This is a genomic window from Kitasatospora sp. NPDC057542 (genome assembly GCF_042801945.1).
In the GTDB taxonomy this organism is placed as follows: domain Bacteria; phylum Actinomycetota; class Actinomycetes; order Streptomycetales; family Streptomycetaceae; genus Kitasatospora.
Window position 1 is genome coordinate 1 of record NZ_JBHVFE010000106.1, and the last position, 22,607, is coordinate 22,607.

Genomic DNA, 22,607 nt, shown 5'->3' on the forward strand with positions numbered 1-22,607 from the left:
AAGAGCAGGTCAGCGACCCGAACTCCATCAGCCACGCCCAGGTGATGCCCACCCATCTGCGGCCCAGCGCGAACCCCTCAATCAGCGACAGAGCCCAGAAGTTGGACCAGAACCCGTTGTCACCTACGCAGCCAACATCGACAACAATGTCTTCCGCGCCGTCAAGGCCGTGACGCCGGGCAGCTACACCTTCATCCTCCCTGCCACCAAGGAGGTTCCGCGCCGCCTGATGCACCCGAAGAAGAAGACGGTCGGCGTCCGGATCCCCGACCACGCCGTCACCCGGGTCCTGCTCGCCGAGCTCGGCGAGCCCCTGGTCTCCAGCACCCTGCTCCTCCCGGCGAGGAGGAGCCGATGACCCAGGGCTGGGAGATCAAGGAGCGGCTCGACCACCAGGTGGACGCCGTGGTGGATTCGGGCGACTGCGGCACGGCGCCGACCACGGTCGTCGACTTCTCCGACGGCGGGGCCGAGATCACCCGGCGCGGCGCCGGCGACCCGGCGCGCTTCGAGTGATGGGCCGGGCGCCCCGTGGAGGGGACGCCCTGCCCGGGTGGCGCAGCCGTACGCGGCGGATACCTCGGCGGACGCCTCAGCGGATGCCGATGTGGTCCGGAGCGGGGCGCGGCGGGGCGACCGGGGCCGGGGCGGCATCCGCCGCCGGGGCCGGGGCCGGCCGTGCCGGCCACCACAGGGAGCGGCCGAGGAGAGCGGCCAGGGCCGGAACCACCGCCAGGGAGAGGACCAGGGCGGAGAGCAGGATGCCGAGGGTCAGCGAGAAGGCGATCTGCTCGCTGCCCGGGGTGGTGGCCAGGGTGGCGAACGAGCCGGCCAGGACGATGCCGGCCGTGGCGACGGCGGGCGCGGTGTGCCGGACGGCGCGGGCCACGGCGGCGCGGGGCGGGCCCGGTCGGTGCATCTCCTCGCGGATCCGGTCGGTGATGAGGATGTTGTAGTCGGTGCCCAGGGCCACGACGAACAGGAACAGCACCAGCGGGAGCGTGAAGGCGACGCCGGGCTTGCCCAGGCCGTGCTGGAACAGCAGCGCGGCGGCACCGAGGGTGGCGGCGAAGCCGAGGCCGACGGCGAGCATCAGGACCACCGGGGCGAGCAGGCTGCGCAGGAGCAGCAGCAGGATCAGGGCGATCAGGGCGGCCGCGACCGGGAAGACCACCCGCAGGTCGTGGTCGACGGCGGTGGAGATGTCGGCGAAGACCGCCGCCGTGCCGCCGACGTGGGCGCTCGTCCCGGCCGGGGTGTGCGCGGCGACCGCGGCACGGACCGGTCCGGAGGCCAGGTCGCGGGCCCGCTGACTCTGCGGGTCGGCGTTCAGGTAGAGGTCGATCCGGGCGGCGCGGCGGTCCTCGCTGAGGACGGTCCGGCCCACCTGGCCGACCCCCTCGACCCCCGTCAGGGCGCGGGAGAGGCCGTCGAACCGGCCGGCGTCGAGGGTGCCGCCGTCTGCGGCGACGAGGTAGACGCTCGTCGGGTCGGACACGCCGGCCGGCAGGGCGCGGGAGATCTCGGCGGCGGTGGCCGTGGCCGCCGTCGTGGTGCCGTCCGCCAGGCTGTAGTCCATCCGGACCCCGACCGCACCGGCGGCCAGTGCACCGAGCAGGGCGACGGAGGCCGCCAGCAGCGCCAGCGGCCGGCGGGCGACGAGGCCGCCGAAGCGGCCGGCGACGCCGTCCCGCGGAACCCGCTGCAGACCGCGCGAGGGCCAGAACATCCGGCGGCCGCAGGCGGCCAGCAGGGCGGGCATCAGGGTGAGGCTGCCCAGCAGCATGACCAGCACCGCGACGGCGATCGCCGGGCCGAGCGACCGGAACTGGCCGAAGGTCGCCACGCCCAGGGTGGCGAAGGCCGCGACGATGGTCAGCGCGGCGGAGGTGATCGCGGTGCCCACCCGGGCCGACACCTCGGCGGCGGCCTCCCGGGCGGGCTGGTCGGGCCGTGCCCGCAGGTGCTCGCGGAACCGGAAGAGCAGGAACAGCAGGTAGTCGACGCCGATGCCGAGCAAGACCACGGAGATCAGGCTCGGGGTGGAAGCGTCCAGCTTCAGTCCGGTGAGCGCCGCGGCGCCGGCCACGGCCCCGCCGGCCACGCCGCCGATCACGGCGACCGCGAGCAGCGGCAGCACGGCCGCGAGCACGCTGCGGAACACCAGCACGTTGAGCAGCACGATCAGCACCGTGACGAGGGAGCTGCCGACCAGGGCGGCGGTCCGGTTGGCGTCGGCGCTGTCGGAGGCCTGGGCCAGGCCCCCGGTGAACCCGGTACGCATCCCGAGGTCGGCGAACCGCGCGCGGGCGTCGTCCCGGAAGGCCTTGTAGACGCCCCGCACCCCCTCCTCCATCGCGTTGCCGGTCAGCTCGACCGCGAGCAGTTCGAAGGTCCGGTCGGGCGCCACCGCGGCGGGCGCGATCCGGGGCGTCTGGGAGCGGTCGGGCACCAGGAGCTCCGGCTCCTCCTCCTTCCTCGGCATGACGACCCGGCGCTTGGCGAGCTTCGCCGCCTCGGCCTCGACCTGCTGCTGGTCGGCGACGGTCAGCGGCGAGCCGTCGGTCCGGGCGACCAGCACCGTGACCGTGGTGGCGTCCGGGTTCACGCCGAAGTTCTCCTCGGCGATCCGCAGCGCGGCCGCCGAGTCGTAGCTGCGCGGCAGGAAGTCCCCGCTCTGGGACCCGGTCACCCGGGCCATCAGCATCGGTGCCAGAACGGCCAGCCCCATGCCCAGTACCGCCCAGACGGCGATGACCTTCCATGCGTGTCTGGTGGAGAACCCGGTCAGTGCGCGGATCACGATTCCTCCGGCTGATGGACGCGAACGTCGGTGTCGGCGCCGGGGGTTCCCGGCGTACCCCCAGACCATCAGGACGAGGGGGTGCCGGGCGTCCGGGCAGCGGACGATCCGCGCCGGGGCCTGAGGTCCTCCGCCCGGGGCGGGACCGGGACCGTGGTCCTGGTCCGTCCTCCCGGCGTCGGCCGAGGGGACCACGTCCGGGCCGCCGGGCCGGTGCCAGAATGGCTGCGTCAGTGATCAACCAGGAGGACCAGATGGACGGGCGTCAGCGCTCCGGGGCGGCCGTGGACACGGACGGGCCGCCGAGGGGGCGGACGGGGAACGACCCCGGCGGACTACCGGGACCGCGGACGGACGGACTGCCGGGACGGTGGACGGACGGGCTGCCGTGGACCCAGGCCGACGCCCTGGTGGCCGTCTGCGCCGGCACGCTCGACCTGCTCGGGCACCTGCTCCTCGGCCAGGTGGCCGGCGGCCGGGGCATCACCGTGCCGGTCTTCGCCCTGGTCGTCCTGTCGGGCCTGCCGCTGCTCGCCCGGCGCAGCCGCCCGCTGCCCGCGCTCGCCGCCGTCCTGCTCCTCCAGACGGCCATCGACCTCTCCAGCACCCCGCTCGGCACCCACTTCGGCGCCGTACTGACCGTGGCCCTGTTCGCCGTCGGCCGCGCCTGCACCCTCCCGGTGACCGCGGCCGCCGTCGCGGCGACGGCGGTGGTGACGCCGCTCGGCCAGGGCCACTTCCACAACCTGACCTGGGAGGGGGTCCTCGCCGCGCCCCTGTCCGCCGCCCTGGTGGGCGGCACCGGCCTGGCGGTCTCCCGCTGGCAGCGGGAGGTGGCCGCCAACCGCCGGCTGCTGGCCGACCGCGCGGTCGCCGAGGAGCGCCGCCGCATCGCGAGGGAACTGCACGACATCGTGGCCCACCACATCACCACCATGCAGCTGATGGCCGGCGGCGCCCGTGCCAACCTCGGCAACCCTGAGGTGGTCCGGGACGCGCTGGTGACCCTGGAGTCCTCGGGACGGCTGGCCCTGCGCGAGATGCGCCAGTTGCTGAACGTCCTGCGCGCCGGTGACGAGCCTGACGCCGCCCCGCCGCTGCCCCAGCCCTCGGCGGAGGAGGTCGACCGGCTGGTGGACGAGTCCTGCCTGGCCGGGCTGCCGACCGAGTACACCGTCGACGGGCCCCGGCGCCCGCTACCGCCGACCGTCGGCCTGACCGTCTTCCGGATCGTCCAGGAAGCCCTCACCAACGCCCGCAAGTACGCCGGCCCGGCCCGGGCGTCCGTCCGCCTGGCGTACCACCCCGACCGGGTCACCGTCGAAGTGCGGGACGACGGCGGCGGCGTCCCCGTACCGGAGGGCGCCCCGGGCGCAGGCCCGGCGGGGTACGGCCTGATCGGCATGCGCGAACGCGTCGCCCTGCACGGCGGCACCCTGGAGACCGGTCCCCAGCCGGGCGGCGGCTTCGCCGTGGTGGCCGAACTGCCGTTGTCCCCCACCGAATCGGCCGAGGCCGCCCTCCAGCACGGCGGGGCCCTCCGGTGACCGGCACGGCGAGCGGCGCCGGGCCCGTGCCAGCAGGCGGCGCCGGGCCCGCCCCGGCGATCAAGGTGCTCATCGTGGACGACCAGCCGCTGGTCCGCCGCGGCCTGTCGCTGATCCTCTCCCCCGACCCCACCCTAGCGGTGGTCGGCGAGGCCGAGGACGGGGAGCGGGCCGTGGCCGCCGCCCTGCGGCTGCGCCCCGACGTCGTGGTGATGGACATCCGGATGCCCGTCCTGGACGGCGTCGGCGCGACGGAGGAGCTGGCCCGCGTCCTGCCCGGCTGCCGCGTGCTCGCCCTCAGCACCTTCGACATGGACGAGTACGTGGTGGCCGCGCTGCGCGCCGGTGCCCACGGGTTCCTGCCCAAGGACGTCTCCCCGGAGGACCTGGGCGCGGCGATCCGGACGGTGCACGCCGGGGAGGCGGTGGTCGCTCCGCGCCTGCTCACCCGGCTGATCTCCGCCTACGTCCGGACCCCGGCGGCCGCCTCCCCGCCGCCGGCCGCCGTCGGAACGGGCGAGCTCACACCCCGGGAGGTCGAGGTGTGGCGGCTGATCGCCACCGGCCTCGACAACACGGCCATCTCGCTGGCCCTGGACATCAGCGTGTCGACCGTGAAGAACTACATCACCAGCATCTTCGGCAAGCTCGAGGTCCGGGACCGCGCCCAGGCGGTCATCGCGGCCTACGAATCCGGCCTGGTCACCGCCCGTACGGGGAACGGCGACCGGGCCGGAGGAGGGGTGCTCTAGAGAGCAGCGGAAGCGGCCGTCGCCGGGCGCAGAGCGCCGTGTCGAGCACGGCCTCGAAGTGCTCGACGCCCTTCGGCGCGGGCGCGACGTTCGCGGTGACGGCGACGGTGGCGGCACGGACATCCGATGCCCGAAGACAACGTCTGACTCCTCCAGCGGCGGGCCGAGCACGCGGCCCTCACCAAGTTGCTGGACACCCTCCGCGCCAAGCCCGGACGCGCCGTCCAGGGCGCCGGCTGCGGCGCCGCCCCCACCGGCCCCGTCCCGCTCACCCTCGACCTGAACCGTCACCGAAGGACCCGGCCATGACCGACGACGCCCGCGCCAAGCGCGCCCGGAAACTTGCCACCGCAGCGAAGGCCGAGTCCCCGGCCAGGACTGCCGCAGCAGAGAAGGCGATCCGCATCCTGGTCAAACGCGGTGAGCCGATCACCTTCCAGGCTGTCCAGCGCGAGGCCGCCGTCTCCCACGCCTTCCTCTACAACCACCCAGACCTGCGAGGACGCATCGAACGACTCCGGGCCCAAGCCCGCTCCGCTCCCGCACCGCCACCTCCGGCGGACGAACAGAGCAAGCTCGTTCGCGCACTGACCGGCCAGATCACCCGCTTGACGAAGCTTGACGAAGTAGCACCGAGAAGATGTACAGGCCCTGCGGGACACACTTGAGCAAGCCCACGGCGAGAACCTCGACCTCCGACGCGAACGCGCCCGCCGCGGCGGAGTCACAGCAGTCGCTCAGTGAATGCCGACCCGATCAGCCATCCATGCCGCGTGCTGACGGATGCGGGAGAGATCGTCGGGAAAGCAGCTTTCCCAGCCCTCGTCCAGACGCATCCATGCCACCGGCTGTCCGGCCTCTGCGACCAATGGGGTTGCTGCATCATGGACCGCGGCATACGACAACCCGAGAGTGACGGGAAGGTCGGGGTGATAGGAGCGAACCGCAACGGCTGCCGGCTCGGGCAGCAGTTCCGCCCGAAGGCCCGTCTCTTCGAAGAGCTCCCGGATCGCGCCCTCGCGCGGCGTCTCCCCGGCCTCGACCTTCCCGCCGGGCGGAACCCACCCCCGCCACTGGTGCTTCACCAACACCACCCGAGCAAGGTCCTCATCGAACACCCAGACCTCGGCTCCAAGAGGCTCCATCGGCCCTTGCCTGGCAGCGGCCAGCCACTGGCGGGCCCCGTCAAACTCGGCCACCGCCCGCCGGGCATCGATGACCGCCGCCTCGACGGCACGCTCGTCGACCACATTCCGATCCATCGGGCCAACATACGGTGACCCACCGACATCGAAGTCACGTCGCATCGATCTCATGAACGTCTCAACCAGCGGAAGTATGCGGAATCCGAACGCGAACCGTTGACAACGACCGGGGTGGGCAAGACCCACGTCGCCCAGGCCCTCGGGCACCTCGCCATCCGTCTGGGAGCCAACGTCCGCTTCGCCAAGACCAGCCGCGTCCTGGCCGAGCTGGCCGGCGGCCATGCGGACCGCACCTGGGACAAGCGGATGCGCGAGCTGATCCGCCCCGACGTCCTGATCCTGGACGACTTCGCGATGCGCCAGCTGAGCGCGGCCCAGGCCGACGACCTCTACGAGCTGGTCAGCGAACGCCAGGGCCGTTCTCTGCTCATCACCAGCAACCGGGCGCCCAGCGACTGGTATCCGCTCTTCCCCAGCCCTGTCGCCGCCGAGTCACTGCTGGACCGGCTGATCAACACCAGCCGCCAGGTGATCATGAACGGCCCCAGCTGCCGGCCGAACAAGCGCCCCAAGAACCCTTCCGAGAAGGGAAGTTAGCCGGTGACGGTGCCCCCCAGAGGCTCAGGCGCTGGGCGGGTAGGCGTCGTGGGACTGCGGATCCCACAGGACCAATCGGCACTCCCCGGCAAGCTCCTCGATCGCCTTGATCGCGGCGTCACTCTTGGAGGAGTAGCTCAGGCGCCTGTTCGGCGGCGTCGGAGTAAACGTGCAATGGCGCCGGTGCCTGCTGCTGTTCGGGCTGGTCGGTCACCGGTCACTGCGACTGGGCCTCGACGCGCCCGTCGAGACCTACCTGCCGGGCCTCGTCCGCGGGAACGGCATCGACAGGCGGAACATCACCGTCCGTCAGGTCCTCCAGCACACCAGCGGGCTCCCGGACTACCTCAAGGGCGATGTCCCGCCCCGCTACTACGAGCCGCGCGAACTCCTCGACACCGCGCTGCGGTTCAAGGCCGACTTCGCCCCGGGCGACCGGTTCAAGTACAGCAACACGAACTACATCGTGGCCGGCCTGATCATCCAACGGGTCTCCGGCCGCCCGATCGCGGCGGAGATCGACCGCCGCATCATCAAGCACATCGGCCTGCGCCACACCTACTTCCCCGCCCCCGGTGACACGACCATCCGCGAGCCGCACCCCAAGGGCTACTACCGGGACACCCCGGACGCGCCGCTGCGCGACGTCACGGAAACGGACCCGTCCTTCGGCTGGGCGGCCGGTCAGATGATCTCCACCAACTCCGACCTCAACCAGTTCTTCTCCGAACTCCTCCACGGCGACCTGCTCCGGCCCGCCCAGCTCGCCGAGATGAAGAAGACCGTCCCCGCCGAGAACCTCGGCCCCAGCGCCGCTTACGGGCTCGGGCTCGTGAGCAGGCCCCTGCCCTGCGGCGGGGGCCGCTACTGGGGCCACGGCGGCAGTTTCCCGGGCTACGAGACCCGGGGCGGCGTCACGGAGGACGGCAGCGCTGCGGCGGACATCGCGGTGACGACGCAGCCGTCCGACCCGACCGCCATGACGCACGTCGAGGGCCTCGTGGAAGCAGCCCTCTGCCGCTGAGACCGCCAACGTCCCGCTGCCGGGACCGCCCGGCACCGGGGCACCCGGCACACTTCGGTGCCGGGCGGCCGCAGGCGACGCAGGTCCGGTGCCGGTTCCTGCGGGGTGCGGGTCAGCGGGCAAGTTCGTCCGGCGCGGCGGTGGCGAAGGCGTGGTCCTGCTCGGGGGCGCCGCCGCCGATGCCGAGGGCGGCGACCAGCCGGCCGTCGCGGCGTACGGGGACGCCTCCGACGATGAACAGCAGCGGACGGTCCAGCGCAGTGGGCAGGGAGTGGAACGGCCCGTCGGACTTGGCGAGGTCGACCAGGTCGGCGGTCGGCGCGTCGAGCTGGAGCGCGGTGTAGGCCTTGCGGGTGCTGATCGACTGATCAGCCGCTGCCCGGACCAGTGAAGGCCTCCCCGGTGCGGCCGGCGCCCATCGGGTGACGGACAGGAGCAGCCGCGTAGTCCGGCTTGCGGGCCCGGTCCGCGCTCGCAGGATTGGCTCTGGGGAGCGCCGGCCCGTCGCCCGTCCTACGGCTCTCCTCGCTCCGTGCGAGCTGTAGCGGCGGCGATGCCGTCGTACGACTTCTCCCCGTCCTTGGTTCCGGTCCTGGAAGCAACGTCTCAGATCGACATCGCCTCCTACTCCCTCGCGCCGGTCATCGCCGCAACCACCTGCAGGTGGTTGCATGCGGATGGCGGAGACGCGGTGGAGGAGGAGGCGAACGGCGACGGGGCCGACTCGGACGACATCGGGGGCGAGGGCCCCTCCCCGACAGGAACGGCGCACTTGCGGCCCGCCCCCACCGACGGGCTTCTCGATCGTTACCGTCAGATCGCCGGCCGGCCGGTAGTGGTCCCACATGCCGGGAGTGTGCAGGGAGCCGCCCTGTCCGGTCTCCCCCGCCCACCGGGCTCCGGACAATTCGGGGCGGACTCGGCCGCAGCTGTCGGCGGACTCGACGGAGTGCTCCACCAGGCCGAATTGGTCGGCCCACCACAGCACTCTCCTCATCGGAATCGGGGTCTGAGAGGCGCAGGCCAGGAGGAGGACCGGCACCGAGTCCTACCGCTACCAAGCCATCGCCGCCGAACACGCCAAGCAGGGCGCCTGACCGGCGGTCGGAAAAACCTGCGCGGTCGTCGACCGCGGAGCGGATCAATCGGACGGCGTGAGCGAAGACCACACGCCGAACCACTGCTCGGCGCCCCACGCCTCGAACCGTTCCAGCTCGGTGAACCCCAGCTTCGCCGCGAGGCGCATCGAGCCGGCGTTGGCGGTCTGGGTGTAGAGCACCACCGGCTCACCGGGCAGCGTGCCGGCAAACCAGTCGAGTGCCGCCGTACACGCCTCGGTGGCGTACCCGTGGCCCCACGCCTGCGGTAGGAACAGGTAGCCGAGCTCCGTCTCCCCAGCCTCCAGACGGCGACTACTCGCACTCTCGGGGGCGTGCGGTTTGAGCTGGACCGTGCCGATCATCGCTCCGTCGAGCTCGACCACGAACCAGCCACGGCGCTGCCCGGGCACCTCGGGCACCGCGCTTTCGAGCTCGGCGCGCGGTCGAGGGCCACCAAGGTAGGTGTTCACCTCCGGCGAGGCGTTCAGCTCGATGACCGCCGCGCGGTCCCGGGCCTCGGACTCGCGGAGTACGAGCCGCTCGGTCTTGATCGGGGCAGGTGGCCAGGCGAGGGGTCTGGGGTCAGCCATGCCAGCCAACCTAGCCAGCAGGCCCGGAAACGATCAAGACGCGCGGACCGATCAAGCCACCGGCCCGGCCCTCGCCCTCACCAACGGGGCCGGGCCCTACACACCACGCCTGTCAGGGACGTGACCCGCTTGACACCTGCGCATGGCAACTACCCGGCCTGGCCCGGCTCGGGGCAGGCCGGGTGGTTGCCATGCGGGTGCGAGCGGCAGAGCTTGACCGTGATGGGCCTCAGACCTACAAAGCCATCCTGGCGTTGGACGGCGGCGGCTTCCTAACCAGCGGGGTCCGCACAAGCGGGGGGTAGCGGCGCGCGAGCTGTGTTGGTTCGAGCGTGCGAGGGACGAGGAGCGGAGCGGACCTTGTGACGCTCGCCGCAGAAGGACCTTCCGTCGTCTGACAGGGGCGCACGGAGGCGGGTACCGCCGCCCCAGCCAGGACCGGGAGAACCCGGATACCAGCCCTGACTCTGTCAAGGAGCGAGTTCGGTTTGGCGAAGTCTGCGGAATACCGCCGGAGTCGTCCATCCGCGCAGCGTGGCGTGGATCGTCGATCGGAACGCCGCCTGTGCTGTGGGGGCGTCGAAGGCCCCGGCGAGTTCAAGTGTCACAAGCCCGTGCAGGGTCACCCAGAGTGAGAGGGCGATCGACGTTGCTGGGCCGTCGAGGACGGACTCTGTCACGGCCCGGTCGATCGCCGCGGTGAGCGGCCGAATGGGGTCACTCGTACCGACCGCTCCTGACGGTTTGAAGGACTGCACTCCACCGAACAGCACTGAGTACAGGTTGTTGTGTTCGCGTCCCCATCGCCGGTATGCCACGGCCAGTGCGTAGATGTCGGCGAGGGGGTCCTCGGAGGTCGGCACCGCCGTCACGGCCTTGAACAGGCTGGTGACGGCTTCATCGCGCACCGCACCGATCAACCCGTCCTTGCCACCGAACAGGGAGTACACCGCCGTTGTCGACGTCTCGGCGGCAGCGGCCACGGCGCGGACCGTGACCGACTCCCGCGGACGGGTGGCGAGCATCTCGGTCGCGCACACCACAAGCCGCTCTTTGACGGCCTCGTCGTTTGTTCTTGGCCTACCCACGACCAGAAGCCTACCTCCTCTGATAACGTCGTTTTGAAACAGTGTTCCGAAACTTTGGGGGTCCACCTTGCCCACGTCTGCCATACGCCTGGCCGGCCGCCTGCTGCTGGCCCTGGTGGCTGTCGCGACGCTGGTCGTCGTCTTTCTCGCCTTGATCGTCCTCACGGACGGGGCAGGCTCAGGGCTCGGCGCATGGCTACCGGCCCTTGGAGTCGGGACCGCAGCCGCACTATGGCGGAGTCGGCGTCGCACCCGGGCGGCGCGGCTCGTGCCGTTCCTGCCGGTGATCGCGGCGGCGGCACTGACGGCGTCGGTATGCGTCCCGACCGCGCCCACGGTCCGGCAGTACCCGCCGGCCCTGCCCTTCGTGGCCACAGAGCACTGGAGCCTGGCCACGGGCAGCCGTGTCGCGGTATACCACTACCCGCCCGCGAAGCCCGACCCCGGGCATCCCGTCCCACTCGTGTACCTCAACGGCGGACCGGTCCGCGGCATCTCACTGCTCGACCACCGGTTCCTGCAGCTCCTCGCGCAGCAGGGCTACGACGTCTACGCCTACGAGCAGGCCGGCGGCGGACGGAGCGACCTGCTCCCCATGGACCAGTACACGATCTCCAGGTCGGTCCACGACCTCGCCGCCTTCATCGACCGCCTGGGCGGGGGCAAAGCCGACGTCCTCGGATTCTCGTCAGGCGCGGTCGTGCTCACCCGGGCCCTGGCCGACCCCGACGCCACCACGCGCCTGCACCGGGCGATCATCGCCGAACCCGGCCCGATGGACGGTCCCACCACCGGGATCGCCGGGCACAGGGGAAGGGAGTCCGCGCGCGACCTCGCACCGGCCATGACTGGACCACGATCGACGAACGTCCCCCGGTACGCCGTGGCGTTCGGTCTCCTGCGACTCGGACTCCTCACCCCCCACAACGCGCTGGTCGGACAGGCCGAAGGCGACAACGCGTTTACCGCCGCCGACCTCGGCCGCGACACCGCGTCCGCCTACTGCGCGCGCGACGCGCACCGCATCCCCGTCGAGGACAGTGCGCAGAACTTCTCCTTCAGCCCCACCGCCAGCCTCCGCATCCAGCAGACGGTCAAGGACTCGCCCTCCATCGCACCGCAACTGAGGCAGTCCCGGACCCCCGCGATGCTGATGATCGCCGAATGCTCCTCCCAGGTCCGTCAATGGGCGACCACCATCCTCGCCGACGACCCCGCCATCCAGCGCACGCAGTACATGCCAGGAGTCGGACACCACATGTGGAACGGCCTCGACGACAACAACGACCGAGCCGCAGCCGTCATCACCGCGTTCCTTCAGGACAAGCCGGCGCCCCTGCCGAACTCCCCGACCCGCGACGAGATCCCCGCCTTCCTACACGACCACAGATGAAGACCCTTCAGCGTCTCTGATCAGCTCAGTGATCCTGTGTGATCCTGCGGTTGCGGGATCGGTTGGATCGTTTCCCATCGTGGTGGGGTGGCGTGGACGTGCAGATGGAAGCCTGCGCCCCGTGCTGCACCTCGTGGCTTGTGCCGGATGGGGGGTGTGCTGATCGTGGTCGCGCCCTGGTGTCGGCGGGATGCGCGGGGCAGCCATGTCCGGCTCGTTGTGGCGTGTCCCTCCGGACGCTTGCCCGCCGGGCCGTGAGGCCCGGTGGGGGAGGGTGCCCTGCGTCGCCTGGGCGCGGGGCGTGCTGTGCGGTGCCGAGTGGGGCCGGTCTTGGACCGATCGGCCCGGCTGGTCGGTTCGGCGGTGATGACCGCCTTGGTTTCGAGGGTGTCCACGATGGCGCGGCTGGCCGTGGTGCCGGTGGCCCGGTCCGTGATGGTCTTGGTCTGGTGGGTGAGGCCGCGTGCGGCGATGCGCCGCCATGCGCCCTGGTCTCGGTCGCCCTGCCAGCCACACTGTGGGTTGGGGCAGATCGCCCACTTCCAGCCTGCGACAGTGGGCCGGTCGGGGGCTTTGCGGTGTCGCAGCGCGGTGAGACAGTGCGGACAGTGCTTGGAAGTGTTGCGAGGCGGCACGGTCACCACCGCGATGCCGACCTCGGCGGCGAGGTGCCGCATGCGGTCGGCGATCTGCCCGCGCACGGTGGAGGATATGCGGGTGTTGTGAGTGCGGCCCATACCCTTGGCTTCCATCGACCGCAGGTCTTCCAGATATATGACCGTGGCCCCGGCGGCGATCGCCTGGTCCACGGCCCAGCGGGCGGCGGACCGGGCGAGGGCAGCGTTGAGGTTTGAGCGGCGGTCGGCGACCCGCTGGATCTCCTGCGCCAGGATGGCGCTCTTGGGGGCGAGGGGGTGGGTGTCCTGGCCTGTCATGAGCCGGGTGTAGTGGGCGTTCTTGGCGTGCAGCTTCTCGCCATGGCGGCGGAGCCGGTGCTGTTTGGCCATGACTCCGGCAGCACGGTACTGCGCGCCCGATCCGGGCGCGGTGATCTTCCCGCCGGGGTGGAGCTGGGCAGCCCCGGCAGAAAGAAGGGTGTTCAGGCCCCAGTCCAAACCCAGCGCCACGGTGTGACCGGTGCGCTGGGTCTTGGGCACGGGGTGGGTGTAGGCAAGGTCGGCCCGCGCCTTCCCGCCGTTGAGGCACAGGGTGGGCAGGTGCAGCGCCGCGCTCGCCGGAACGGTCGGCGGCAGGGTGACAGGGCAGGCGACCCATGTCCAATCCGCATACTTCTGTGGGTCGGGCCTGGTGGGTAGCTGCAACCTGAGCAGAACCTTCGCCGGGTCTTCTTCCGACCGTTCGATGGTGGCTTGCTGTCGATCGCAGGCCGCCAGCAGCAGCATCCTGGCGAGGCGGGGCGCGGGCTCCAGCTCGAACACGTCCAGCGGCAGGCGCCCCTGTGCGGCGTGGAAGCGGGCGATCTGCCGGGTGCGGCCGGTGATCACATTGGACGGCAGGTATTCTCCGCCCGGCACAGCGGCACGGACCGCGTCCCACTCCTGGGGAGTGCGCTTGGCCGGATCAACGGGCCAGGTCGCGAGGATTCCAGCCGTCAACTCGGCCCGCCACTGGGCCGAGCGCAGAGTGCGTCCGGCCTGTTCCTGGGCCATGCGAACGATCCGGTCGTTGACCTTCGCGGTGGGCGTGGCGGTCCAGCCGAGGCGGCGCAGGGCCATCCAGGCGTTCGCGGGGAGTTTGCGGCCTCCCCTGTCTTCACCGGACGCCAAGGTTCGCACGTCCGGGGCGTTCCAGTGCTCGACGGTGAGCTGGGCGGCCATCCGTGAGACCAGATCGAGGCACCAGCCGATCCGGATCGCCAGCGCCGGGGCCGGGATGATCTCGCCGGTCTCCTCCTCCACGCCCGCACGGATCAGAGTGCGGGCGCACGCGGTACGGGCGGTCTCGTCGTCGGCGAGGGGCAGCTTCCGGCTCACGCCGCATCCTGCTGCGGGCACTGCCCGGACTCTGCCAGCAACTTGCGCCGAGCATCCGCCGACCGCATCCCGTACAGCCGACCCGCGAACGTTGTCACCAGGGAAATGAAGTCCTCCAGCAGTTCCTGCCGACCGCCGGTCTGCTTGGGGTGCAGTATTTCCAATGTCGCCCCGTAGACGGCGAACAGCCGCTTGAGCCAGCCGACACCGAACCGGGCCAGCCGATCTTCATGTGTCACCCGAACCACCGTCACCGCCTCATTGGCAACCGCAGCGAGGAGCTTGTTCAGGCCGGGCCGGTCCTCACGCAGACCGGAAGCCCGGTCCCGGAACACCTTCACGACCTCGCCGGTGGCGGTGGCGCGCAGTTCGGCCTCCTGCGCCTCCAGAGAGGACTCCTGACCGGTCGAGCCAGACACGCGAACGTACAGGCCCTCAAGGCGGATCCGGCCACCGCCACCCGCGGAGACCTTCATCGCCTCCACATCAACAGAGGAGAACCGGCGCTCACGACCAACCCAAGTCACCGGGATATTCCCCGAATTCGCCAACAGACGAAGCGTCACCGGGTGAACACCCAGGCGCTCGGCGGCTTTTGACAGCCGGAGAAGTTCCACACATGCACCATAAGATCACTCAGGATCGTTACTCAATCTGTGAGCCTCTCGCGGACGCATAAGCCCTCTTGTGCAAGTGGCCGTTGCACCGACTGCTCGGAGGCGGTGATGCCGAAGGCCGACCCCTTCCCGATGTGCGCCCGCCTACAACTCGGGGCCGCGGCGTCCATGGCCCGGACGTCGGGGCCGAGGACGGCGCGGTCGAAGTGCTCCAGGACGGCCAGGTTCCGGCCGCCCGCGCGGAGGCAGCAGCCGGCGGCCGGCGTCGTGTCCCAGATGTTGCCGGGGTCCGCCCGGCCGTCACCCGTGCCGTCCACGCGCCAGGCGGCCCAGGCCGAGGGGATGAACTGCATCGGCCCGACGACCCGGCCCCACACCGCGCTGCCGCCGTACCGGCCTCCCCCGGTGCCGGCAATGGCTGCGGAACCGGTCCCGTCGAGGACCGGACCGAGGCCCGGCCGGCAGGTGGTGCGCGTCGCACGCCGTGGACCGCAGCCGCGCCCCGGTGACAGCCGGGAGAACGGACGCCTCCACGCGCGCCGCTGCGGTGAACCGCCGCCTGCCCTGCCGCCCGGCGAGGTGGCGGGCGACGGCTCCCTCATCGCCCGCCGAACCCCGCCTGACCGGCCGGCTCTCTCCTGGGTGCGCTCAGCCGAGCCGAGTGCGCAGGTGTCCCAGTGCCGCCTCCAGCGCGTCCTCGGCCGCGACGGGCAGGTCGGGCTCGACGCCGACGCCCTCCCAGTTGGTGCCGGTGACCGGGTTGATCGAGCGGGCGGCGGGGACGGTCACGGCGACGTGCGGGGCGACCGGAATACGATCCGTGGGGTGGGCACCGCCCCGCGTGGTTTGGCCCACCACGGTGGCACGCCCCAGCACCTTCAGGTTGTACGTCAGCTCCTCTCCCCCGGAGAAGGTGAAGTCGCTGGTCAGCACCGCGACCGGACGGTCCAGGTAACGGGGGGCGGCGAGGTCCCCCAGGGTCCAGTACTGGCGGATGGAGTCGGTGGCCCGCTGATAGATGTCGTTCAGGTGCACCTCCGCGTCCGGGAAGAAGTAGCTGCACCACAGCTGCACACCCTCCGGTGAACCGCCCCGGCACTGCCGCAGGTCAATGACCAACGCCTCGGTGGGAGCGAGCAGTTGCATCGCCGCGGCAATCGCGGGACCCCCAGGCCCGGCCGGGGCGATCATGCGCAGATCGAGGTAGCCGATGTTGCCGTCGAGCTGTTCCACCCGCCGCACGCCGTAGTTGCTCTCCCGGGCGTACTGCGCGAAACGGGCGCGGGCGACCTCCTGCGGCTCCTCGTCCATCGGCTGCGCCTCCTCGCTCCACAGCAGCCGCAGATGCTTGTCGGGGCAGACCTGCTGGAGGTCCAGCGTGACCTGCTCGCACAACTCCCGTTCTTCCAGGCCCTGGTACGCGCCTTCTGCCAGCCGGCACCGGATCGCCGCCTCGATGGCAGCCGTCCGTTCGGGGAACACGTAACCGGCGGTGATCCGGGCGAGCGCGGCGTCGAGTATCTCGTGATGAGTCGTCATGGGTGTGAGGATAGGTCCCGGCCGAACGAGCACCCATCGGATTTCCCGGCCGCTTCCACCGCCACTGCCATCGCCCTGGCGACACGCCGGACGGGGCACGGACTGCCCATCCGAAGGGCCCCTGCTGCCGAGGCCTGCCAGGGCGAAAGTTGACGGACTGCTGGAAAGGGACGAGCTCGGCGCCCGGATTGCCGGCGTCCCTCCCCTCCCTCCCTGCGTCTCGGGTGCCGGCTGCACCACGGCAACCGGCAGCGCTCCCCGCGGTGTCGGGATCGACACTCTCCGACCGGCGCCCCGGGCACATCGACGCCCGGGCTGCTTCGGCTCGGGGTGTGGCAGTAGCGACGCCGCCATCACACACTGAGCCGACCACACGATGTCAACCACCGGCAGGAGGCACCGCATTGAGCACGCCGAGCAGGCAGACGACCCCCGTCGCGACAGCGGTACGGACCGGGGCTTGCGGCCTGGCGGCACGGACCGGACGGCGCTTCGGCATACCAGTCCGTGATCACGAACCCACCGCGTTGTAACGGACTCCATGCCAGGTTGGCCGGCCTGGTGCCCGGCATCCGGGGAAGCGAGCAGTCTGTTCGACCGGTACACCCTCCACGACCTCGCCCAGCTCTTCGACAGCCAACCCCCGGGGCCCGAAGGCCGGTACGTGAGGATGCGCTCCGCCCTGGCCGAGTGCGACCAGCAGGCGACCACACTGCAGCGGCTCGCTCTGGCTCTGGCAGGCCGGGCCGGCTCCCGCCTGGCCGAGACCTTCGCGGTCCCGGTGAGCCGATCCACGCTCCTGCGGCTGATACTCGCCTGCCCGATCCGGCGCCCGCGGTACCGCGCGTGCTGGGCATCGACGAGTTCGCCCTTCGCAAGGGCCACCTCCATGCCACCGTCCTCGTCGATATCGAGACCCGCCGTGCAGTCGACCTGCTGCCCGCGACCGGTCGGCCTCCTCGGACCGGCAAACACCATGTGTTCGCGATCAACCCGATGGCCGCCGCCCGGTACCGCGACCGGCACGCCGTCTCCGGCAAGAAGTCCGACCCCGGCGACGCCCTCGCGCTCGCGAACATCCTGCGCACCGACATGCACGCCCACCGGTCCCTGCCCGCCGACAGCGACCTCACCCGAGCCGACCTGCACGTCCACCCCGACGGCGAGCCCGGCAACGGCAGCAGCGTGCCCGGCCCGGACATCACCTTCCACGCCGTCGCCCCGATCTCCGGCCCGTACCGGCTCTGCCTCGACTTCAAGCACGGCGACCTGGTCCGCACCGCCGAGTTCACCGCCGTCGCCACCGGCTGAGGCGCCGGCCGGGGCGGCAGGGGGCCGACCCGGGGCTCCGGCGGTCCGCGGAAGCGGCGCCGGGCCGTTGTCATCCGTTTCCGGCGGGTGGGACGTCCTGGGGTTATGAACCGCCAACCAGCCGCACCACGGCACGACGTCCGCGACGACCACCGGGGCACCGGGCCGGACCGGGGCGCCCCGCCCGCAGTCGCGGCCGACCGGACGGCCCTGGCCCTGACCGCGGTGGCGGCGGTGGCGTCCGCGCTGCTGGTCCGGTTCCTGCTGCTGGACCGCGTGTCCTCGGACTGGTTCTACTTCCTCGGCCCCTGGTACCGGTACATCACGGAGCAGGGCGGGTTCCGGGCCCTCGGCAACGCCCGCTTCTCGGACTACAACGTCCCCTACCTGTACCTGATGGCCGCCCTGACCTACCTGCCGGTGCCGGCCCTGGCGGGCGTCAAGTGCCTCTCGATCCTCTTCGACCTGGCGCTGGCGGCCTGCGCGTACCGCATCGTCTCGCTCGGGGCGCCGCACCGGCCCCGGCGGGCGCTCGCCGCGGCGGTGGTCGTGCTGTTCCTGCCCACGGTCGTGATCAACAGCGGCTGGTGGGCCCAGGCGGACGCGATCTTCACCGCCTTCCTGGTCGGCAGCGTCCTCCACCTCCTGCGCGGCCGCCCCTGGTGGGCCTGCGCGTTGTTCGGGATCGCCCTGGCCTTCAAGCTCCAGGCGGTCTTCCTGTTCCCGCTGCTGCTCGTCGCCGTCCTGACCCGGCGGATGCCGTGGCGGTGCCTGCTCGCCGTCCCGGCGGCCTACCTGGTGCTCGACGTCCCCGCCCTGCTGCTCGGCGCCGACCCCTGGCAGCTGCTGACGGTCTACGCCCGGCAGACCGGCACGTACCAGGACCTCACGCTCAACTCGCCGTCGGTCTACCAGTTCGTCTCGGTGCCGTACGGGGAGAGCGACCCGGTGCGCCGGACGGGCGTCCTGGTCGCGGGCGTGCTGGTGCTGACGCTGGTCGGGCTGGTGGTCCGGGCGGTCCGGCGCACCGGCGGGGCGCAGGCGCCGTGGCGCGGGGCAGAGCCGGGGAGCCCGGCGGCGGGCGACGGGCGGCCGGGGCTCTCCGGAACCGGGATCCTGCTGCTGGCCGCCCTCTTCGCGATCGCGGTGCCGTTCCTGCTGCCGTCCATGCACGAGCGCTACTTCTACGTCGCTGACGTCCTCAGCGTGCTCGTGGCCTTCCGGCGGCCCCGGCGGCTCTGGTACCTGCCGGTGCTGGTCCAGCTCTCGTCCCTCGGCAGCTACCTCAAGTTCATCGCGCCCGGGGTGGCGCCGTACCTGTCGATGCCCGCCCACGGGACGCTGATGCTGCTGGCGCTGATCGCCGTACTGCGGGCCGCAGCCCGGGAGTTCGGCGTGGCGAGGTAGCCTCGCCCGGGCAGCACATCCGGCCGCCGTTCCCGGCGAACCGGAGTTTCGTCCCCCCCGGTGACGACGACGACCGCGGCGTCGTGGCCGGGGCCATCGCCTCCCCATCTCGCTGCACGGGCACCAGGAGGAAGCCCTGGAGGCCGGCGTGCGGGACCTGACGCCCCGTCCGGGCCGGCCGGGTTCCCCGGGCGGTCTGCAGGATGCTGCTCGGCGTCGTCCTGCTCATGCTGCTGGAACCGGTCGCCCTCATCACCGCCCCGCTGAACGCCCGGCCGATGGTCGCCCGCGTCAGGCGCGGAGCACCGCGCTCTTCCAACTCTCCACCGAGATCCCCGCCGCGGTCCTCTCCCGCACCCTGGGCATCCACACCGACGTCGCCGTCGCCTGGCAACGTCTCTGCGTGGGCGACTGGTCCACCTACGCCGCCGAAGTCAGCCTGCGGCCGGCGAGGACAGATCAGCACCCAGCATCGAATACATGATCATGTCCCGACGCTCCCCGCCCACCTGCTGCCAGCTGCGGAGCAGGCCCTCGCGCTGAAAGCCGACACGCTCAGCCGTCCGCTGTGACGCGGCGTTCCACGGCTCGACATACAACTGAAGACGGGGAATCTGCAGGTCACCGAAGGCCCAGCGGACAACCGCCCGGAGAGCTTCGGCCGCGATCCCCTGGCCACGGGCCGACCCGGCAAGCCAATAGCCCAGTGACGCTCGTCCCTCACCCCGGTCCCTCAGCCAGAGACCAACCATCCCCAGCGCACGCCCGTCCTCGATCCGGACGATGACGAACGGATACCCGCTACCAGTCGATGCCCGCTCCCACTGCCGCCGGATGAAGGCTTCACCCGCCGCCTGCGAGTACGTCGAGGGAACGGTCGTGATCAACGGGATGTAGTCGTCGCCGGTCGCTTCCCGGACGAGAGGCAGATCTCCAAGCTCCCAGGCGCGGAGCACAAAGCTGTCGCCGGCAGCCAAGCACGGGACGTCCAAGGGGGTAACCATGCTCGCATCCTGCCGGGATCGCCACCTCAACGCACTCCAGTTTCCGCTGCCACCCGGGCATTCGGACAGTTCCGATACCCGACGTCGCCATGAGTCGGTCAGAAGCGCAAGCGCGAGGCCGTGAACCGGGTCACCGCCGTGCAGTTCGACCGGCACGGCAACCGCGTCCGGCGCAAGGACCAGGGCCTGCTGGAGTCCGAGCACGTCCGCCGCGCGATCGGCGAGATCGCCACCACCTACGGCGTCTGCCAGGAACCCTCCAACGTCTGCGCAGGCGGCCACGCCTGCCCGCTCCGCTTCCGCCGCATCGGCTGCGAGCGACAGGAATAGCGCTGACCCATCGTCAGTTCCCGAAATCCTTGCTGCAGTGACGTTGTGCGTCGAGAAGTGACATCAGGTTCGGCGGGCGCAGGACGCGAGGCGATCGGCGAGCGCGGCGACGAGGTCGCGCAGTTCATCGGGGCGCTCGATGACGAACGGCCGGTCGAGTGAGGCGAGCACCGGAGGCAACCAGTCGAGCCGCTCCACCCGTAGCCCGACGCGCAGCCAGCGCTCGGCCGTCCGGTCCTCGCCTGCCGCGGGCTCATGCTCCTCCAGAGCCGCGACGCTGGCGGGAAGGTGGGCGCGGATCTGTTCGACTGTCCCGTGGATCCGCAAACTCACCTCATGCCGGTACTCGGCCGTGGCGAACCCTGACAGCACGCGCTGTGCCGGGCCGGGACCCGTGGGCGCTTCGAAAGAGCCGGACAGGGTCCTCGCGTCTGCGATGCGGTCGAGCCGGAAGGTGCGGTCCTCGCCGATCCCGGCGTCCTTGCCCGTGACGTACCACCGGCCCGCATGGGTGACGATCCCGTACGCGTGCAGCGTGCGTTCGCTACGCCGTCCGCTGCGGTCGGTGTATCTGATGGAGACCGGCCGACGGTGTTGCACCGCATCGGCGACGGTGAGCAGGACCCCGGTGTCCGGGGGCTCGAACCCGCCGGGCTGATCGGTGAAGGCGAGCGCCTCCAGGAGTGTGTCGAGCCGGCGGGCGATGTGCTGGGGCAGCACCCGGCGGATCTTCGCCGATGCCGTCTCGTTTGCCGTGTGCTCCGTCGTGGTCAGCCCTGCCCGGCGGCCGGCGAGCAGGCCGAGCAGCACGACCAGCGCCTCCTCGTCGCTGAGCATGAGCGGAGGCAGGCGGTACCCGGAGGCGAGCCGGTACCCGCCGTAGCGGCCGCGCACCGACTCCACGGGCACGTCCAGGTCGATCAGCTGGTCCACATACCGCCGCACGGTGCGTCCTTCGACGCCGAGCCGGTCGGCGAGCTCGGCCACAGTCCGGGTGCCGCCCGATTGCAGCAGCTCCAGGAGTTTCAGCACGCGGCCAGTGGGTCGAGACATGGGCACAACCTAACGCGAATAGTGGACCGATCCTGTCCACTATTTCTCCTACTCTTCGACGTGCACACCCCCGGTACAGCCAAGGAGACCCCCATGGACTTCGTCTCGATCCGCATCATCACCAGCGACGTCGCACGCCTCGTCGACTTCTACCAGCGCGCCACAGGAGTGCAGGCGACATGGGCCACCGAGGACTTCGCCGAACTCAAGACCGCGCACGCCACCCTCGCAATCGCCGGCACCCGCACCGTCCCACTGTTCGCCCCGGGCTCCGCCCGCCCTGCGGACAACCACACCGTGATCACCGAATTCCTCGTCGACGACGTCGACCGCCTCCACCGCAACCTGACCGGCTTCGTCACCGACTTCGTCACCGAGCCCACCACCATGCCCTGGGGCAACCGCTCCCTGCTGCTCCGCGACCCCGACGGCAACCTCGTCAACTTCTTCACCCCCGTCACCCCGGCCGCCATCGAGAAGTTCACACGCTGACACCACACACAACCACCCACACAGCAGCCCCGAGGGACCGTTCGAGGTGGCCGGCGGACGGTCAGTGCGGCGCCGTGCCGTCCGCACCGTCGGGCAGGACCGGCAGTGGCCAGGCCGGATCGGGTGACCAGGCGGTCCACGGGTCGGCGAACGGGCCGACCCGTTCCTGGAGGAGGCCGAGCGCGCGCTGGCGGGCCTGCTCGACCGAGGTGTGGAGGTCGTCGCCGACCAGGCCCAGGCGCCGGCCTTGCGCGTACTCGTCCTCGTCCTTCCACGACCAGTCCGAAAGATCGGGCTCCACCACCAGGTCGACGAACAGGTCGAGGGTGTCGATCCCGGCCGGTCGACGAGTGTGGGGCAGCTCGAAATTCACGTACCAGCACAGTGGCTCCCCCGTGTCGGCGTCCTGGAACCGGTGCACCGAGAAGTACTCCCCGGCCAGGAAGGTGCTGCGCAACGCGGTGCCGGTCCAGCGGTATGGGGACGACGGTCCAGGTGCCGGCGGCCAGGTCCTGCAGACCGCTCTCGCGCAGCGCGGTGTCGCCGGTACGCAGGGAGTCGATCCAGGTGGTCGGGGCGAGCGAGGTGATGCCGGGCCAGTAGGCGAGCTGGAGGGTGTCGCCGGTGTCGTCGATGACCCGCTGCGGCATCGCGGTCCAGACCCGACCCGCGTGGACATCGCGGCGCACCGCCGTGCTGCCGGGCACGAACCGGGCGGGCGAGGCCTGCACGACCGGGGGCCGTCACGGCCGGCCCCCGGT

The 22,607-nt window shown here is 71.4% G+C and carries 22 protein-coding genes and 2 pseudogenes; 11 read left to right on the plus strand and 13 right to left on the minus strand.

All coding sequences use genetic code 11. From position 1 onward, the window contains the following. Positions 1-235: hypothetical protein (locus ACFU7Y_RS16065; RefSeq protein ID WP_380768353.1), on the minus strand; the 235-nt coding region annotated here is incomplete at its 3' end. Between ACFU7Y_RS16065 and ACFU7Y_RS16070 the strand changes: the two are divergent. Further along, a pseudogene (locus tag ACFU7Y_RS16070) lies at positions 137-516 on the plus strand (L-threonylcarbamoyladenylate synthase); the annotation flags it as partial. The gene ACFU7Y_RS16065 and the pseudogene ACFU7Y_RS16070 sit on opposite strands and share 99 nt — an antisense overlap. A gap of 76 nt (positions 517-592) precedes the next feature. Here the strand turns inward: ACFU7Y_RS16070 and ACFU7Y_RS16075 are convergent. Then, complete coding sequence (locus ACFU7Y_RS16075; RefSeq protein WP_380768325.1) at positions 593-2,803, minus strand: MMPL family transporter; 2,211 nt, start codon at positions 2,801-2,803, stop codon at positions 593-595. Between the two features lie 221 nt (positions 2,804-3,024). On the opposite strand from ACFU7Y_RS16075, the gene ACFU7Y_RS16080 reads away from it, so the two are divergent. The 3 genes from ACFU7Y_RS16080 (at position 3,025) to ACFU7Y_RS16090 (ending at position 5,770) form a co-directional block, all read left to right on the plus strand. After that, the gene (locus ACFU7Y_RS16080; RefSeq protein ID WP_380768327.1) at positions 3,025-4,350 is read left to right on the plus strand and encodes a sensor histidine kinase; all 1,326 of its coding nucleotides are present in this window, start codon (positions 3,025-3,027) and stop codon (positions 4,348-4,350) included. Between the two features lie 65 nt (positions 4,351-4,415). Then, positions 4,416-5,102 (plus strand): response regulator, encoded by a 687-nt coding sequence (locus tag ACFU7Y_RS16085; RefSeq protein WP_380768350.1) that lies wholly within the window; start codon positions 4,416-4,418, stop codon positions 5,100-5,102. 305 nt (positions 5,103-5,407) lie between these two features. Continuing rightward, on the plus strand, positions 5,408-5,770 hold the full coding sequence (locus ACFU7Y_RS16090) for a DUF6262 family protein (RefSeq protein WP_224280714.1): 363 nt from the start codon (positions 5,408-5,410) through the stop codon (positions 5,768-5,770). Between the two features lie 69 nt (positions 5,771-5,839). On the opposite strand, the gene ACFU7Y_RS16095 is transcribed toward ACFU7Y_RS16090, so the two are convergent. Beyond that, entirely contained in the window at positions 5,840-6,364 is a 525-nt protein-coding gene (locus tag ACFU7Y_RS16095; protein ID WP_380768329.1) for an NUDIX domain-containing protein, read from the minus strand. Between the two features lie 114 nt (positions 6,365-6,478). On the opposite strand from ACFU7Y_RS16095, the gene ACFU7Y_RS16100 reads away from it, so the two are divergent. Both ACFU7Y_RS16100 and ACFU7Y_RS16105 read left to right on the plus strand, forming a co-directional pair. After that, positions 6,479-6,904 carry an ATP-binding protein gene (locus tag ACFU7Y_RS16100; RefSeq protein WP_380768331.1) on the plus strand — a complete coding sequence of 142 codons (426 nt, stop codon included), beginning with the start codon at positions 6,479-6,481 and terminating at the stop codon, positions 6,902-6,904. Between the two features lie 169 nt (positions 6,905-7,073). After that, positions 7,074-7,928, plus strand: a complete 855-nt coding sequence (locus ACFU7Y_RS16105; protein ID WP_308020213.1) for a serine hydrolase domain-containing protein — start codon at positions 7,074-7,076, stop codon at positions 7,926-7,928. A 112-nt stretch (positions 7,929-8,040) separates the two neighbouring features. Here the strand turns inward: ACFU7Y_RS16105 and ACFU7Y_RS16110 are convergent, their stop codons facing one another. The 3 genes from ACFU7Y_RS16110 to ACFU7Y_RS16120 form a co-directional block, all read right to left on the minus strand. Further along, on the minus strand, positions 8,041-8,409 hold the full coding sequence (locus ACFU7Y_RS16110; protein WP_380768351.1) for a heme-binding protein: 369 nt from the start codon (positions 8,407-8,409) through the stop codon (positions 8,041-8,043). Positions 8,410-9,069: 660 nt separating this feature from the next. Beyond that, positions 9,070-9,618 (minus strand): GNAT family N-acetyltransferase, encoded by a 549-nt coding sequence (locus tag ACFU7Y_RS16115; RefSeq protein WP_380768333.1) that lies wholly within the window; start codon positions 9,616-9,618, stop codon positions 9,070-9,072. 470 nt (positions 9,619-10,088) lie between these two features. Continuing rightward, entirely contained in the window at positions 10,089-10,706 is a 618-nt protein-coding gene (locus ACFU7Y_RS16120; protein WP_224280710.1) for a TetR/AcrR family transcriptional regulator, read from the minus strand. Between the two features lie 268 nt (positions 10,707-10,974). Between ACFU7Y_RS16120 and ACFU7Y_RS16125 the strand changes: the two genes are divergently transcribed. Next, complete coding sequence (locus ACFU7Y_RS16125; protein ID WP_380768335.1) at positions 10,975-12,099, plus strand: alpha/beta fold hydrolase; 1,125 nt, start codon at positions 10,975-10,977, stop codon at positions 12,097-12,099. 20 nt (positions 12,100-12,119) lie between these two features. On the opposite strand, the gene ACFU7Y_RS16130 is transcribed toward ACFU7Y_RS16125, so the two are convergent. From ACFU7Y_RS16130 to ACFU7Y_RS16145, 4 genes are all read right to left on the minus strand, one after another. Next, positions 12,120-14,018, minus strand: coding sequence for a zinc ribbon domain-containing protein (locus tag ACFU7Y_RS16130; RefSeq protein ID WP_380768337.1), 1,899 nt, complete (start codon positions 14,016-14,018; stop codon positions 12,120-12,122). Positions 14,019-14,089: 71 nt separating this feature from the next. Then, on the minus strand, positions 14,090-14,710 hold the full coding sequence (locus ACFU7Y_RS16135; protein WP_380768339.1) for an IS607 family transposase: 621 nt from the start codon (positions 14,708-14,710) through the stop codon (positions 14,090-14,092). 32 nt (positions 14,711-14,742) lie between these two features. Continuing rightward, positions 14,743-15,063: a hypothetical protein gene (locus ACFU7Y_RS16140; protein ID WP_380768340.1), complete on the minus strand. Its 321-nt coding sequence runs from the start codon at positions 15,061-15,063 to the stop codon at positions 14,743-14,745. A 295-nt stretch (positions 15,064-15,358) separates the two neighbouring features. After that, on the minus strand, positions 15,359-16,249 hold the full coding sequence (locus ACFU7Y_RS16145) for a S41 family peptidase (protein WP_380768342.1): 891 nt from the start codon (positions 16,247-16,249) through the stop codon (positions 15,359-15,361). A gap of 789 nt (positions 16,250-17,038) precedes the next feature. On the opposite strand from ACFU7Y_RS16145, the pseudogene ACFU7Y_RS16150 reads away from it, so the two are divergent. Both ACFU7Y_RS16150 and ACFU7Y_RS16155 read left to right on the plus strand, forming a co-directional pair. Further along, a pseudogene (locus ACFU7Y_RS16150) lies at positions 17,039-17,389 on the plus strand (transposase); the annotation flags it as partial. 276 nt (positions 17,390-17,665) lie between these two features. Next, the gene (locus ACFU7Y_RS16155) at positions 17,666-18,967 is read left to right on the plus strand and encodes a glycosyltransferase 87 family protein (protein ID WP_380768343.1); all 1,302 of its coding nucleotides are present in this window, start codon (positions 17,666-17,668) and stop codon (positions 18,965-18,967) included. Positions 18,968-19,401: 434 nt separating this feature from the next. On the opposite strand, the gene ACFU7Y_RS16160 is transcribed toward ACFU7Y_RS16155, so the two are convergent. Further along, entirely contained in the window at positions 19,402-19,971 is a 570-nt protein-coding gene (locus ACFU7Y_RS16160) for a GNAT family N-acetyltransferase (RefSeq protein WP_224275452.1), read from the minus strand. Positions 19,972-20,091: 120 nt separating this feature from the next. On the opposite strand from ACFU7Y_RS16160, the gene ACFU7Y_RS16165 reads away from it, so the two are divergent. Next, entirely contained in the window at positions 20,092-20,301 is a 210-nt protein-coding gene (locus ACFU7Y_RS16165) for a hypothetical protein (RefSeq protein ID WP_380768345.1), read from the plus strand. A 63-nt stretch (positions 20,302-20,364) separates the two neighbouring features. Here ACFU7Y_RS16165 and ACFU7Y_RS16170 read toward each other — a convergent pair whose 3' ends face one another. After that, on the minus strand, positions 20,365-21,354 hold the full coding sequence (locus ACFU7Y_RS16170) for a helix-turn-helix transcriptional regulator (protein WP_380768347.1): 990 nt from the start codon (positions 21,352-21,354) through the stop codon (positions 20,365-20,367). Between the two features lie 93 nt (positions 21,355-21,447). Here ACFU7Y_RS16170 and ACFU7Y_RS16175 point away from each other — a divergent pair, with 93 nt between their 5' ends. Continuing rightward, positions 21,448-21,846: a VOC family protein gene (locus ACFU7Y_RS16175; protein WP_224275446.1), complete on the plus strand. Its 399-nt coding sequence runs from the start codon at positions 21,448-21,450 to the stop codon at positions 21,844-21,846. Between the two features lie 61 nt (positions 21,847-21,907). Here ACFU7Y_RS16175 and ACFU7Y_RS16180 read toward each other — a convergent pair whose 3' ends face one another. Further along, positions 21,908-22,303 carry a DUF402 domain-containing protein gene (locus ACFU7Y_RS16180; RefSeq protein WP_380768349.1) on the minus strand — a complete coding sequence of 132 codons (396 nt, stop codon included), beginning with the start codon at positions 22,301-22,303 and terminating at the stop codon, positions 21,908-21,910. Positions 22,304-22,607 lie beyond the last annotated feature (304 nt).

Bases quoted from the DNA above. Each gene is read 5' to 3' on its own strand.
- ACFU7Y_RS16080 (WP_380768327.1), top strand. From the start codon at position 3,025: ATGGCTGCGTCAGTGATCAACCAGGAGGACCAGATGGACGGGCGTCAG.
- ACFU7Y_RS16090 (WP_224280714.1), top strand. From the start codon at position 5,408: ATGACCGACGACGCCCGCGCCAAGCGCGCCCGGAAACTTGCCACCGCA.
- ACFU7Y_RS16095 (WP_380768329.1), bottom strand. From the start codon at position 6,364: ATGGATCGGAATGTGGTCGACGAGCGTGCCGTCGAGGCGGCGGTCATC.
- ACFU7Y_RS16115 (WP_380768333.1), bottom strand. From the start codon at position 9,618: ATGGCTGACCCCAGACCCCTCGCCTGGCCACCTGCCCCGATCAAGACC.
- ACFU7Y_RS16140 (WP_380768340.1), bottom strand. From the start codon at position 15,063: ATGCAGTTCATCCCCTCGGCCTGGGCCGCCTGGCGCGTGGACGGCACG.
- ACFU7Y_RS16145 (WP_380768342.1), bottom strand. From the start codon at position 16,249: ATGACGACTCATCACGAGATACTCGACGCCGCGCTCGCCCGGATCACC.
- ACFU7Y_RS16155 (WP_380768343.1), top strand. From the start codon at position 17,666: ATGAACCGCCAACCAGCCGCACCACGGCACGACGTCCGCGACGACCAC.
- ACFU7Y_RS16160 (WP_224275452.1), bottom strand. From the start codon at position 19,971: ATGGTTACCCCCTTGGACGTCCCGTGCTTGGCTGCCGGCGACAGCTTT.
- ACFU7Y_RS16170 (WP_380768347.1), bottom strand. From the start codon at position 21,354: ATGTCTCGACCCACTGGCCGCGTGCTGAAACTCCTGGAGCTGCTGCAA.
- ACFU7Y_RS16175 (WP_224275446.1), top strand. From the start codon at position 21,448: ATGGACTTCGTCTCGATCCGCATCATCACCAGCGACGTCGCACGCCTC.